This window comes from Acetobacter garciniae, from assembly GCF_017377735.1.
Lineage (GTDB): Bacteria > Pseudomonadota > Alphaproteobacteria > Acetobacterales > Acetobacteraceae > Acetobacter > Acetobacter garciniae.
In genome coordinates this window covers 347,902-361,601 of the sequence record NZ_JAFVMH010000002.1, presented here as the reverse complement: position 1 = coordinate 361,601, position 13,700 = coordinate 347,902, and the positions used below count along the sequence as shown (strand labels likewise).

The following is a 13,700-nucleotide window of genomic DNA, read 5'->3' as shown; positions in this document are numbered from 1 at the left end:
GACGCTGTTGCTCCCTCAGCCCGCGAAGTTACGGTTGAAGGTGGTCAGGTATTCCGTCAGCCGGGCTTCCAGCTCCTTGGAAAGAGCCTGTTCCTTGCCCAGCGTGTCCAGGATGTCCTTGCCAGCGCTGCGCACGTCGTCCAGCACCGCGCGTTCCCAGGCCACGACCTTGTTGACGGCGATATCGTCAATGAAGCCGCGCGTGCCGGCAAACAGCAGGACAACCTGTTCGGCCGCCGAAAGCGGAGAAGACTGCGGCTGCTTGAGCAGTTCCACCAGCCGCGCGCCACGGGCCAGCATTTTCTGCGTTGCCGGGTCCAGGTCGGAAGCGAACTGCGAGAACGCCGCCATTTCACGGTACTGGGCCAGTTCCAGCTTGATCTTGCCCGCGACCTGCTTCATCGCCTTGATCTGGGCGGCGGAGCCAACGCGCGAGACCGAACCGCCAACGTTCACGGCAGGGCGGATGCCCTTGTAGAACAGGTCGGTTTCAAGGAAGATCTGGCCATCGGTGATGGAGATGACGTTGGTGGGGATATAGGCCGCCACGTCACCTGCCTGGGTTTCGATCACCGGCAGGGCGGTCAGCGAACCGGCACCATGCGCATCGGACATTTTCGCCGCACGTTCGAGCAGGCGCGAATGCAGGAAGAACACGTCGCCCGGATAGGCTTCACGGCCCGGCGGACGGCGCAGCAGCAGGGACATCTGGCGGTAAGCCACGGCCTGCTTGGACAGGTCGTCGTAGCAGATCAGGGCATGCATGCCGTTGTCGCGGAAATACTCGCCCATGGCGCAGGCGGCGTAGGGTGCCAGGTACTGCAGGGGGGCCGGGTCGGACGCGGTTGCGGCGACCACGATGGAGTATTTCATCGCACCCTTGGCTTCGAGCAGACGCACGAGCTGGGCAACGGTAGAGCGCTTCTGGCCGATGGCGACATAGATGCAGTAGAGCGACTTCTTGTCGTCCCCCGCATCGTTCACGGCTTTCTGTGCCAGAATGGTATCGGTCAGGATGGTGGTCTTGCCGGTCTGGCGGTCACCGATCACGAGTTCGCGCTGGCCACGGCCGATCGGCACCAGGGCGTCGATCGCCTTGATCCCGGTCTGCATGGGTTCATGCACGGACTGGCGCGGCATGATGCCTGGCGCCTTGACTTCGGCCCGGCGCAGTTCGACGTCGACCAGCGGCCCCTTGTCGTCAATGGGGTTGCCCAGCCCGTCGACCACGCGGCCCAGCAGGCCCTTGCCGACGGGAACGCTGACGACCATGCCCGAACGGGTGACGGTGTCGCCTTCGCGGATGTTGGTGTCGTCACCGAAAATGACGATACCGACATTGTCGCTTTCGAGGTTCAGGGCCATGCCCCGCTGGCCGACGGAGGGGAACTCCACCAGCTCGCCCGACATGACGTTCTGCAGGCCGAAAACACGGGCGATGCCATCGCCGACGGACAGAACAGTGCCGGTCTCGACAACATCAGATTCCTTGTCGAAAGAGGCAATCTGCTGCTTGAGGATATCCGAAATCTCTGCGGGACGGATTTCCATCACGCGGCTCCCTTCATGGCGTAATGCAAACGAAACAGGCGGGTCTTGAGGCTTGCGTCATACAGCTTCGCCCCTACACGCACGACAAGACCGCCGAGCAGGGAAGAATCGACACGCTCACGAACAGTAATGCGCGAATACCTGACCTCGGCCAGGCGCGCCTGAAGCTGGGCGCGCTGCTCGGGGGTCAGGGGTATGGCGCTGGTCACCTCGGCCACGACCTCACCCCTGCGGGCAATGGCCAAGGCGTCGAGTGCGGCCAGAATACGGCGCAGCACGGGCAGGCGGCGGTTATCGGCCACCACACCCACGAAATTTTGCAAGAGCTTGCCGAAACCCTGGGCTTCCAGCACGGCCTGAAGGGCCTTGCGAGACACCAAGATATCAAGCCGCCTGTCTTCAAGAACGGTGCGCAGCGGCGCACTTTCATCGATCAGGCGGGCCAGGGCCGCGCCTTCATCCAGGACTGCATCCAACTGCCGCTGCTCGGCCGCCAGATCATAGAGCGCCGTCGCATAGCGGCCTTCCAGACCGTTGGCAGCAAAAGCAACCGGTTGTGCTGTCGTTACGCCCGAGGCCACCACTTTTTGGTTCTTTCCTTCTGTGCGCGCCGGCATTCCACACTGAAACGACACCCCGCCGACCATCCGCGGACGAAACCGGTTCGAGGCATCTATCGGCGCGGCCTCTAGCATGCCCGCAACAGGCACGCAACCGGCACGAGACCCAATTTTCATTGTCGGGTCGAACACGCGCGTTGTGGCCGCTGGGCCGAGGCAAAAAAAAACGGCCCGAATCAGGCCGGAACAGGGGTCATAAAATCAGGGCCCCGACGATTCCGGGGCAGAAAATGCAGGCCGGGCGATAACGAAACCCCACCGGGACGCAGTAGAGTGAAAACATGCCACCGATGGAGGAGAAACTGGAGCGGACAGAGGGAATCGAACCCTCCTCGGTAGCTTGGAAGGCTACTGCATTACCACTATGCTATGCCCGCGCGCCCTGTGGTTTTCCCATAGCCTCAAACGCCGAAAGCGCGCAAGCCCATCCGCACGAAGGCGGGCAAAATCCATCGCGGCCTCTTGACTTTGGGCGCGCAACATATTTTGTTCCGCCTCCTGCGATGGTCGCTTAAGTGGCTGGTCAGACCGACGGCTTTCCGTTATAGGTCTTCCCAGCCGTGGCGGACACGCTGCAGGGGTGTAGCTCAATTGGCTAGAGTGCCGGTCTCCAAAACCGGAGGTTGTGGGTTCGAGACCCTCCACCCCTGCCATTTTTTTCTGGCGCCGTACGAGTAAAATCCCGCTCCCGTCCCTGATAGTGCGGTTTTTCTTGCGGTGGCCGTGCGAAGTTCAGGGCCGCCTCCAGTTTCAGCGGAGTCAGGCAGAGAAGAGAGGTTGGTTCGTGTCGCTCAGTCCCGGTAAGTTCCTGCATGACGTGCGCGCCGAGGCGGAACGGGTCACCTGGCCCTCCCGCCGGGCAACACTTGTAACCACCGGCGCCGTTCTGGCCATGGCGGGCATGGCATCCATCTTCTTCTTTGTCGTTGACCAGCTGATCGGCCTGGGTCTGCGTCAACTTTTCGGGCTGGGAGGCTGAGAAAGCGACATGGCCAAGCGCTGGTATGTGGTTCACGTCTATTCGGGCTTTGAAAAGAAGATCGCACAGTTCATCCGCGAAGAAGCGGAACAGAAAGGGCTGAGCGATCATATTGACGAGATCATGGTTCCTTCCGAGGAAGTGATTGAAATGCGCCGCGGCCAGAAGGTCAGCACCGAGCGCAAGTTCTTTCCGGGCTATGTTCTCATCAAGATGGAAATGACCGACGAAACCTGGCATCTGGTCAAGGATTCGCCCAAGGTCACCGGCTTTCTGGGCACGCGCAACCGCCCCACCCCCATTTCGGCGGCGGAAGCGGAACGCATCATCCAGCAGACCGAAGAGGGTGTTCAGCATCCGCGTTCGGCTGTCACCTTCGAGGTGGGCGAGCAGATTCGCGTGGCCGATGGGCCGTTCACGTCCTTCAACGGCATTATCGAGGAAGTGGACGAGGAAAAGGGCCGCCTGAAGGTCAGCGTTTCCATTTTCGGCCGTTCCACCCCGGTCGACCTGGAATTCAACCAGGTGGAAAAGCTGTAAGCGCTTTTCACGTTTTCACACGTTTTTCCAAGGCGGCCTCGTGCCGCCTTTTTTTATGCCCATGCTTCTTCCGGTCCTGAAACCCTCGCCGCACGGCTCGTGTTTGCACTGTGGTGAGCTTTTGCGGGTTCGCCGTTCAAGGAGCTGTCATGTCATCCGCGACCCATCCCAGAGGTCTGGCCCTTCTCAATAACGCGCAGCTTAACAAGGGCACCGCCTTTACCCAGGAAGAACGCCGTCTTTACGGGCTGGAAGGGCTGCTGCCCACACAGGTGGAAAGCCTGGAACGCCAGGTGGAGCGAATCCACCGGCACCTGGACGCCAAGGGCAGCAACCTGGAGCGCTATATCTATCTTTCGGGCCTGCGCGACCAGAACGAAACCCTGTTCTACCGCGTGCTGATGTCCAACCCCGCCCGGTTCGTGCCCATTGTCTACGCACCGACCCTTGCGGCGGTATGCCAGCAGTTCAGCCACATCTATCGCAGGCCCAGGGGCATGTATATCAGCCTGGACATGCGCGGGCGCATACGCGACGTGCTGGGCAACTGGCCGGTGCGCGACGTACGGTTCCTGTGCGTGACAACGGGTGGGCGAATCCTCGGCCTGGGCGATATCGGGGTGAACGGCATGGGCATACCCATCGGCAAGCTCGACCTTTATACCGCCTGCGGCGCCGTGCCGCCTGCCACCCTGCTGCCCGTGCAGCTCGATATCGGCACCACGAACACGGCCCTGCGGGCCGACCCACTCTATCTGGGCCTGCGCCGCGAACCGCCCCCCACCGCCGAACTGGACGAATTCGTCGATGAATTCGTCCAGGCCGTGCAGGACGTCTTTCCCGCAGCCTGCCTGCATTTCGAGGACTGGAAAGGCACGGACGCCATCCGCTATCTGGAAAAATACCGCACGCAGGTGCTGTGCTACAATGACGACATACAGGGCACTGCCGCGGTCACGCTGGCGGGGCTGATCTCCGCCCTTAAAATCAAGAACGAACCCCTGTCGCGGCAGCGATTCCTGTTCCTGGGGGCGGGGTCTTCGGGGCTGGGCACGGCGGACATGCTGGTTTCCGCCCTGATGCAGGAAGGCCTGTCGGAACCCGCAGCCGTCGAGCGCATAACCCTGATGGATGTGAACGGCCTGCTTGAGACATCGCGCAAGGACCTGTCGCCCCAGCAGGCGCGCTATGCCCGCGATATGCCAACGACCGACAATCTTCTGGAGGTGGTGAAGGCCGTGCGCCCTTCGGTGCTGATCGGCGTATCCACCGCGGGCGGGGCGTTCACCCGCGCGGTGGTGGAGGCCATGGCCCATATCAATGAACGCCCGATTCTGTTCCCGCTTTCGCTGCCGCAGAGCAATGCCGAGTGCACGGCCGAACAGGCTTACGAATGGTCCAAAGGCAAGGCGCTGTTCGCAGCCGGCCTGCAATTTCCCGAGGTCACGCTGCACGGGCATGTTTTCTATCCGGGACAGGCCAATAATTTCTATATCTTCCCCTCCCTTGGCCTGGCCGTTTATGCCACCCGCCCCCGGCTGATGACTGATGACGTGGTGATCGAATCGGCCCGCGCACTGGCGGGGCAGGTTGGCCTGACGGCGCGCGAACGCGGCAAGCTTTACCCCCCGCAGGACGATATTCTCGAGGTGTCCGTAACCTCTGCCGCCCGAATCGCGGAATATATTTTCGACCACGGCATGGCCACGGTGGAACGGCCCGCCGATATCCGGGCCTGGATCGAAAGCCTGACCTACGTCCCGCATTACGAGGGCTGAACGCAAGCCGAGCCCGGACAAGGCACCCGAAGAAGGACCACCCCGACGGGCCGCCCAGACAACACCTGCCCGGACGGCCAATCAGACGGCCCGTCAGACGGCGAACCGGACAGTCAATCGGGCGCTGGGGTGCGCGGGACGATGGTTTCCAAAGCGGGTTGGCCGGCCGCCCCGCCAAGCCGGCCAGCGGGCAGGTCAGGCTTCAGAAGGGTCAATGCCGTCGGGCTGATACGGGGTAAAGCCGAAAACCCGGCCGTAGAAGGCCAGTTCTTCCTCCAGCGCCGTGCGGATGGTGGCCTCCTTGCGAAAGCCATGCCCTTCACCGGGGAATTCGCGCAGGTGGCAGGGCGTGCCCACGGCGTGCAGGGCCCGGGCCATGGCATGGGCCTGCGATGGCGGCACGACCTTGTCCTCCATCCCCTGCAGCAACAGGACGGGGGCTGAAATGCGGGCCGCGACACTTAAGGGCGAGCGCGCAAGATACAGCGATTCGGCCTGGGGCCACGGGCCTATCAACCCGTCGAGATAGCGCGATTCGAACTTGTGCGTCTCCTGCGCCAGGGCGCGCAGGTCGGTCACGCCGTACAGGCTCACCCCTGCGGCGAACAGGTCGGATTCGGCCAGTGCCACCAGCACGGTCATGCCCCCGGCACTGGACCCCCGAATGGCGATGCGATTCGCATCCACAAGCCCGGCCTTGATGACCTCGCGCGCTGCGGCAATGCAGTCCGCCACGTCCACCACGCCCCACTGGCCCAGAAGCCGGTTGCGCCATGCCCGGCCAAAACCGGTAGACCCGCCGTAATTGACATCCAGCACGGCGAAACCGCGCGATGTCCACCACTGCACCTTGAAGGAAAAACTGTCCTGCGCCCGGGCTGTCGGGCCGCCATGCACCTGCACGATCAGCGGCGGGCGCTGCCCTTCCGGCCCGCAGAACCGGGCATTGGTGGGCGGATAAAAAAACGCATGGCCTTGCACCCCAGCCCCGGAGGACGCGGGAACAGGTGGTGCGGCAGAGGCAAGATCGGGCACGGGAAAATTGAGCGAGACCGCACAGGAAATATCCTGCCGCGCCAGCACGGGCGGGGCGGAACGCCGCACGCAAAGGGCTGCTTCCGTCGCGCTACCGATCCCGCCCGCGATGGAGCCAGAACCGCCAGCACCCTGCCCGGCCCTGTTGCCGGCTTTGTGGGGGGCCTGATGAGTGGGCGCGTGACTGGCTGCATGACCGGCCCCGTTACTGGGCCCGTTGCCGGGCCCGCTGATGGCTCCTTTGCCGGTCCCCTCACCGGGCCTCTCCTCGACCATGCCCGGCCCCACCATGATGGCGGGCAGTGCGTCCGGTGGAGCATCGAGCCAGGCGAAACCTCCCCCTTCCAGCGGCACAGGGCATTGTTCGGGATGCCCCGCAAAAAGGGTGACCTGCCCGTGGGCATTGCGCAGAAGGCACTCGCCTGTCCCCTCCCGCACGCTCAGGAACAGGCAGCCCCCATCGGGCAGGGGCACGTAGCTGCGCTGGCCAAACACCCAGGCAGGCTGGCCGATTTCACCCGCCGGGGCCGGATAAGGCCGCAAGCCGTCCGTGGTATCTGCCCCCTGCCCCTTCTGCCGGGCGGAAGAATCCGCCAATGGGGCTTCCCACACACGCCACGCACCTGAGCGATCGGAAATGACAAGCAGGCGGCCATCATGTGTCCAGCGCGGTTCGCCCAGGGATTCGGCACCGTCGGCCCCGGCCAGCACGCGTGGCTGCTCCACCGCCATGATTGCGCCATCCGCCCCGCGTGCGACATGGCCCACGCACAGGCGGGTTGCATCCCACGGCATGGCGGGGTGGTTCCATTCGATCCAGGCCAGGGTGGCGCCATCGGGCGAAAGGGCGGGGGCTGCGTAGAAATCGGCCCCCTGCACCAGCACCCGGCCGGTACTCTCCGCAGCTTGCCCCAGCACCACAAGGGCAGCCCTGGGCTCACCCTCCGCACGGTGGTCTTCCCTGACTGCCAGGACCATGGGGGTCTGCCGATCGAACCGCAGGTCGGCAAAGCGCAGGCCGTCAGCCCCGGCCAGCAGGGTTGGAAAGGCGCCATCGCCATCCGTTGCCGCGTTGCGTTCCGGCCCGCAGGCCATGAACCACACGCGCCCGGTCTTGCGGTCGGAACAGGCAATGCCGTGCGGGCCCACGGCATAGGGGCCGCCGCCATATTCATGCACCCGTGTGCCGACATCGAATTCCGGCGGCATGACATCGCGCACGCCCTCGCGCTCTGTCCAGCGCATGAGCACGGTGCGCCCCCCTTCCGCCGGGCGGCGTTCCAGCCAGTAGACGGCCCGCCCCACGGCGTTGACTTCGGAAAAGGTCAGGGTCTTGCCCGCCACCAGGGCTGCGGTAACGGGGGAAGGCCAACTGCCGAAGGGAAGGCGGACATGGCCCGAGGCATCGCGGTGCTGTATCATGCGTTACACTCTAGCATGCCCGCGCATGCAAACCCATCGGCCCAACCCATCAGCCCGAACGGGCACGCCCGCAAGCCCGGCACCCGGCCCGTACGCATAAGGTCCGGCCCGGCCGGGACAGCGCCCAACCGCTTTCGGGGTTGACAGCGGGGGGACTACACGGTTCCTCCGTCTCTGCGTTATGCGTTCTCATTCCCTGAACTGGATCGTTCATCCTGGTACACGCTCTGGAAACCTTCTTTTCGCTTGATTACCTGATCAGCCTGTTCGCCCGGTACGGCTACGGCGTGATCGGCGTGGTGGTCATGCTGGAAAGCATGGGGCTTCCCTTGCCTGCCGAAAGCCTGCTGATTACGGGCGCCCTGTTCTGTGCGACCACCCACCAGCTCCAGATCGAAGGGGTGATCATTGCGGGGGTCACGGGTGCGGTCATGGGCGACAACCTGGGCTACCTGATCGGCCATGCGCTGGGCCTGAAGCTTCTGGGCAAATACGGCCCCAAATTCGGGCTGACCCCGCAAAGACTGCTGCTGGGGCGGTATGTCTTTCTCAAGCACGGGGGGCCGGTGGTCTTTTTGGGCCGGTTTATCGCGGTGCTGCGCATGTTCGTGGCGTTGCTGGCCGGGGCGAACCGGATGCCGTGGCATTCGTTCCTGTTCTATAATGCGCTGGGCGGGTTGTTCTGGGCTGGCGGCTACGCGTTCTGCGCCTATATGCTGGGCAGCCAGATCATACGGCTTTCGGGCTGGTTCGCCCTGGCATTCGGCGCGATCGCCGTGGTCCTTATTCTCACGGCACTCGTCTTCTTCAAACGCAACGAGAAACGCCTGACGGAGGAAGCCATGAAGGCAGCCGAGCATGACGAACGCCTGAAAGTCCTGCACCCATGATCGGGGCAAGGCATCCGTGGCGGGTAGACGCCGCCAAGCCGGACCTGCACGGGCAGGTGGCCCTGGTCACCGGGGCCAATAGCGGGCTGGGCCTGCAGGTGGCGCTGGGGCTTGCGCACAGGGGGGCCAGGCTTTTGCTGCCCGTGCGTGACATGCGCCGGGGCAATGCCGCACTGGACCAGATCCGCGCCGCATGCCCGCAGGTGGTGGCGACCTTGCTCCCGCTCGACCTGGCAAGCCTGCGTTCGGTAGCCGACTGCGCGGCCCTGGTGGGGAACGAGACCGACAGGCTGGATATTCTCATCAACAATGCCGGCGTCATGGCCCCCGCCCGCAGGCGCGAGACGGCGGACGGGTTCGAATTGCAGTTCGGTGTGAACCATCTGGGCCATTTCGCCCTGACCGGCCACCTGCGACCCCTGCTTGAAGCTGCCCCCCAGGGTGGGGTGGTGGTGGCCGTGGCAAGCCTGGCGGCGGGGCGCAACACCATCCATTTCGATGACCTGCAAAGCCGCCACCGCTACAGCCCCTTCGGGGCCTATCAGCAGAGCAAGCTGGCCAACCTGCTGTTCGCCCTGGAACTGGCCCGCCGCGCGGGTGAAAACGGCTGGAACATCCATGCGCGCGCGGCCCATCCCGGCTGGGCCGCGACCTCCATCATCCGCAACGGACAGGCCGCAAGCCTGCCCGCACCCCTGGGCAGGATCGAACAGGTGCTGGGCGATGTCATCCTGCGCGTGCTGGGCCAGTCGGCCGCGCGGGGGGCCGAACCGTTGCTGTACGCAGCCCTTGCCCCCACCGCGCGGGACGGGGATTACTACGGCCCCCAAGGTGTTGGCGAACGGCGCGGCCCACCCGGACCCGCCCATATGCCGGCCGCCGCCCGCAAGGCCAGCACGGCAGCAAGACTATGGGATATTTCCGAACGGCTGACCGGGGTGCTGTAGCTGTTGGTCCACCACGGCATGTGCCAAGGACCCGCTTTCAAAATAACATGTTGATAAAAAACAAAAGTTTTTGGGTGTCGCCTTTTTTCAAAAAGGTGACGTTCCCTGAAGCTTTTGAAAAAAGCTTCACCAAAAACTTTTATCAACACGCCTGTTGCTGGCCCCCTGGGAGCGTTTGCGAGTACTAAAATTTCTGCGTGCGCCGGGCCCTGCTCTGCTGGCGCAGAACACTTTCGATCCAGTCGTTCAGGCGGCGGGTCGTATCTTCGGCCTCTTCCCGGTCGGGGTAGAAATCGGGAAAGCGCAGGGCCAGCCAGCGCCAGGCCACCAGCCGCTTGTGGCGCTTTTCCGCCCGTTCCAGTTCCTCGCGCCCCGCGCGCTCGGCCGACGGCAGGTGCCCGCTGCCCGGGGGCAGCACCTTGCGCCCCGCCGCATGGTCCGCAGCCCACCCCACCAGACGGCGAATGCCGTTGTCGCGGTCATCGACCGGGCACATGGCGTAGGCCCAGCGCGTGGACAGGTCCAGCCCTTCCACCCCTTCCAGGGCGGAGGCGATGGCGAAGGCCTGCTCCATGTCCGACAGGCGGTAATTGGGATCGTCCTTGCGCAGAACGGCGCGATGGATACGCGCCAGCACGCCATACAGGCTCTGAGACCCGATTTCGGACGCCACGGCTTTGACGATATCCACATCCGGCTGCACGAAGGGGCGCAGGTCGGCTGGCAGTTCGGGATCGGCCTCCAACTGGCGGCGCACGAAGGACGGGCTGCCCGCCCCGGCCAGCACGGCCACCACGCCGGTTTCGTGCTTGCCGAAACGCCCCGCGCGACCGCCGATCTGCTTGACTTCCTGCACGCTCAGATCCCGTGTCTGCCGGCCGTCGTATTTTTTCAGCGATGCGAACACCACCCGCTTGATGGACAGGTTCAGCCCCATGCCGATGGCATCGGTCGCGACCAGAATGTCGGCCTGCCCGTTGTTGAAGCGCTGGGCTTCCGCCCGGCGGACCTCAGGGCTGAGCGCGCCATACACCACCGCCACCCGCTTGCCGTGCTGCATGAGGGAGGCGCGCAGGTCCAGCACCTCGCGCCGGGAGAACGCGATCAGCGCATCGCCCGAGCCCAGGTCGGCCAGCCTTACCGGCTGCGATGCCGCGCGCAGGGGGCTTTTGCGTTCGAGCGAGATTTCGTCCAGCGGGTCGCCACACAGTTCGGCAATGCGCCGCACCATGGGAATACAGTCCGCCGCACCCAGAACGTACAGGTGGCGGGCCGGTGCGCCCATGATGGCCGCCGTCCAGGCGGCACCCCGGTCGGTGTCGAACAGCATCTGCGCTTCGTCGATAATGGCCACGTCAACCGGGCTGTAGAAGGGGCACATTTCCACGGTGGCGGCCAGATGGCGGCTGCCGGGGACGAGAATCCGCTCCTCCCCCGTGGACAGGGATGCCTCCACCCCGCGCGCGGCCAGCGCTTCGCGGAATTCGTGGGCCAGCAGGCGCAGGGGGGCCAGGGCAAGCCCGCTTTCGGCCTGGGCCAGCGCGTTCAGCGCCGTGTAGGACTTGCCGCTGTTGGTAGGCCCCGTTACCAGCGTGATCCGGCGATTGAGCGCGCGGGCCGTGCGAAAATGCGCGGCATAGCGGTCCAGTGCCGCCACCCGGGCGATGACGGCATTGGCCACCTTGCGGCCCATATCCGGGGCGTGGGGGGCCGCGCCACCGGGGCCGCCAGAACCGCCGGGCCCACCGGCATGACCCGCCCCGTCACGGCCCGAACCGCGCCGCCATTCGGGTAGCTGGGTGCGCAGGGCCACCAGGGCCGTGGGGTCGAATTCCCACCGTTCCCGGCCGCCGGATTCGAGCACCTTGCGGGCCACGGGCAGGCGGTTTTCAGCGATCCAGCGCAGGGCTTCACGCGATGAACAATGCAAAAGGCGCGGCACCTCGCTGAACGGGACAAGGCTTTCCTCCCATGTGCGCAGGTGCTGTTCTTCCTGCTCACGCCGCTCGCGCGCCACTTTCTCGATGCGGGAGGTGGTGCTCTGCCGCCGGCTTTCCTCACGCCTTGCCGTTTCAAGGAACGGGTCGTCCGCGCCCAGGCCGAACGCCACGGCAATGGCCATCAGCAGCAGGTCGGTCTGGACGGGGGACAGCACACGCCCCGTATCGACCAGATCGGCCTGCACGGCCTCGAACGCCGCGCGGGGGGAAGTGCCGTATTCGCGCAGCCGGGCTTCGGCCACCGGGGCCAGTGCGCGTTCAAGGGCTGCGTCATCGGCCGTGGGGTCGGTAATTCCGGCCACGGCCTGTTCGATTTCGGCCCGCATGATCCACACACGCCCGCTGCGGCGGGTGCGGTCCAGCAGGCGGGAAATCCATTTCTTCTGGCGCACCACGCACAGGATATGGCGGTATTTCTCGTCCGCCACGTCCTGCATGCCCGGTTCGAGCGCGCGGGCCAGCCTGCGCAGGACTTCGGGCTCTTCCTTGCTTTCGGGCACAAGGCCGGTGCGGGCCATGACATGGGCCAGGGCCTGCCGGGCGGGAGAGATCGGGCGGCCGGAAATGGGATCGTCTGAGGTCATGCGCCTACTCTTGCGTCATCCCACGCGCGGGAACAATGCCAAGCCGGGCTGGTCCCGAAAATTTAAGAAAAACCGGGGCCGGGCAGACGGGCTGCCCCCTGCCTTGCACGGCCTGCACCGCCTTGTCGAAAAACGCTGGAATCCGGCCGTATCCCGCTCCGCACCAAGCCGGTTCCGCCTGCCTATTCCACCAGAAAACCACGTACTTTGCGGGTTTTATACCCCGCACCGTAGGACATTTGACGCGCGCGAACAGGTCCCGTGATGAATTTGCACTGGCATTCCGGGGCCCCGCCCCTTAAAAACGCCGCCAACGTTCAAGACTCTCCGGTGTCATGACGGCCCGCGCCATGCCAGCCGGACCATTCCTTTCTGATCTGCTACAAGCGGAGTACAAAGCGGTCCATGTCTGAAACCATTTTCGCACACGACGTTCTCCCCCGGATGTCCGCCTCCGAAGTGCCCAGCAGCCTGCTGCCGGTGGAAGGCCAGGACGGCGTGTGGCATCTTGCCCCGCCGACCAAGGAATACGGCAACCTGTATCCCGCCAAGGTGCTGAGCGTGCACCACTGGACCGACCGGCTGTTCACCTTCACCACCACGCGCGACCCCGGGCTGCGGTTCGAGAACGGGCAGTTCGCCATGATCGGGATCGAGGTGGACAGCAAGCCCCTGCTGCGCGCCTATTCCATTGCCTCGCCCAACTATGCGGACGAGATGGAGTTTCTTTCCATCGCCGTGCCCGACGGGCCGCTGACCTCGCGCCTGCGCCATGTCAAGGTGGGCGATACGGTGCTGATCGGCCGCAAGCCCACCGGCACGCTGCTGCTGGACAACCTGCGCCCCGGCCGCAACCTGTATTTCCTGTCCACGGGCACGGGGCTGGCCCCGTTCATGAGCCTGATCAAGGACCCCGAATGCTACGAACGGTATGAGCATGTGATTCTCAGCCATACGGTGCGTATTTCGGGCGAGCTGGCCTATGCCAACCATATCCGCCACGAACTGCCCAAGCATGAATTCCTGGGCGAGGATATTACGGGCAAGCTGCTCTACTACCCCGCCGTCACGCGTGAAGCCTTTGCCGTGACCGATCGGATCACCAAGCTGATCGAAAGCGGCAAGATCTTCACCGACCTGAAGATCCCCGCACTGGACCCCGAGCATGACCGCGTCATGATCTGCGGATCGCCCGAGATGCTGGCCGATACGGAAGCCCTGCTCCAGGCCCGCGGGTTCGATGAAGGCAACATGTCCACCCCCGGTTCCTACGTGGTGGAAAAGGCCTTCGCCGAACGCTGAAAAAAGCGGCGCGCGGCAAGCAGCCCGGCCAGCCAGCACCGGCGGCCGGGAG

At 64.6% G+C, this 13,700-nt stretch carries 10 protein-coding genes and 2 tRNA genes; 7 read left to right on the top strand and 5 right to left on the bottom strand.

Translation table 11 applies throughout. From position 1 onward, the window contains the following. Positions 1 to 15: 15 nt before the first annotated feature. The 3 genes from atpA to J2D77_RS05490 form a co-directional block, all read right to left on the bottom strand. On the bottom strand, positions 16 to 1,551 hold the full coding sequence (atpA, locus tag J2D77_RS05500; protein ID WP_207845292.1) for a F0F1 ATP synthase subunit alpha: 1,536 nt from the start codon (positions 1,549 to 1,551) through the stop codon (positions 16 to 18). Beyond that, complete coding sequence (gene atpH / locus J2D77_RS05495) at positions 1,551 to 2,168, bottom strand: ATP synthase F1 subunit delta (protein WP_207845291.1); 618 nt, start codon at positions 2,166 to 2,168, stop codon at positions 1,551 to 1,553. Before atpH ends, atpA begins: the two co-directional genes overlap by 1 nt. Positions 2,169 to 2,474: 306 nt before the next feature. Continuing rightward, positions 2,475 to 2,548 (bottom strand) — tRNA-Gly (locus J2D77_RS05490). Between the two features lie 199 nt (positions 2,549 to 2,747). Here J2D77_RS05490 and J2D77_RS05485 point away from each other — a divergent pair. The 4 genes from J2D77_RS05485 (at position 2,748) to J2D77_RS05470 (ending at position 5,468) form a co-directional block, all read left to right on the top strand. Further along, positions 2,748 to 2,824, top strand: a tRNA-Trp gene (locus tag J2D77_RS05485). A gap of 131 nt (positions 2,825 to 2,955) precedes the next feature. Then, complete coding sequence (secE, locus tag J2D77_RS05480) at positions 2,956 to 3,150, top strand: preprotein translocase subunit SecE (protein WP_207845290.1); 195 nt, start codon at positions 2,956 to 2,958, stop codon at positions 3,148 to 3,150. Positions 3,151 to 3,159: 9 nt separating this feature from the next. Next, a complete protein-coding gene (gene nusG / locus J2D77_RS05475; protein ID WP_207845289.1) occupies positions 3,160 to 3,690 on the top strand; it encodes a transcription termination/antitermination protein NusG in 531 nt (176 codons plus the stop codon). A 149-nt stretch (positions 3,691 to 3,839) separates the two neighbouring features. Continuing rightward, entirely contained in the window at positions 3,840 to 5,468 is a 1,629-nt protein-coding gene (locus J2D77_RS05470; RefSeq protein WP_207845288.1) for an NAD-dependent malic enzyme, read from the top strand. A gap of 195 nt (positions 5,469 to 5,663) precedes the next feature. On the opposite strand, the gene J2D77_RS17205 is transcribed toward J2D77_RS05470, so the two are convergent. Further along, a complete protein-coding gene (locus J2D77_RS17205) occupies positions 5,664 to 7,925 on the bottom strand; it encodes a prolyl oligopeptidase family serine peptidase (RefSeq protein ID WP_230975533.1) in 2,262 nt (753 codons plus the stop codon). Positions 7,926 to 8,152: 227 nt separating this feature from the next. On the opposite strand from J2D77_RS17205, the gene J2D77_RS05460 reads away from it, so the two are divergent. Both J2D77_RS05460 and J2D77_RS05455 read left to right on the top strand, forming a co-directional pair. Then, complete coding sequence (locus J2D77_RS05460; RefSeq protein ID WP_207845656.1) at positions 8,153 to 8,815, top strand: DedA family protein; 663 nt, start codon at positions 8,153 to 8,155, stop codon at positions 8,813 to 8,815. Further along, positions 8,815 to 9,762 carry an SDR family oxidoreductase gene (locus J2D77_RS05455; RefSeq protein WP_407927090.1) on the top strand — a complete coding sequence of 316 codons (948 nt, stop codon included), beginning with the start codon at positions 8,815 to 8,817 and terminating at the stop codon, positions 9,760 to 9,762. Before J2D77_RS05460 ends, J2D77_RS05455 begins: the two co-directional genes overlap by 1 nt. Positions 9,763 to 9,946: 184 nt before the next feature. Here J2D77_RS05455 and J2D77_RS05450 read toward each other — a convergent pair whose 3' ends face one another. Then, positions 9,947 to 12,346 (bottom strand): helicase-related protein, encoded by a 2,400-nt coding sequence (locus J2D77_RS05450; RefSeq protein ID WP_207845286.1) that lies wholly within the window; start codon positions 12,344 to 12,346, stop codon positions 9,947 to 9,949. Positions 12,347 to 12,751: 405 nt separating this feature from the next. On the opposite strand from J2D77_RS05450, the gene J2D77_RS05445 reads away from it, so the two are divergent. Beyond that, complete coding sequence (locus J2D77_RS05445; protein WP_207845285.1) at positions 12,752 to 13,648, top strand: ferredoxin--NADP reductase; 897 nt, start codon at positions 12,752 to 12,754, stop codon at positions 13,646 to 13,648. The last annotated feature ends 52 nt before the right edge of the window (positions 13,649 to 13,700 follow it).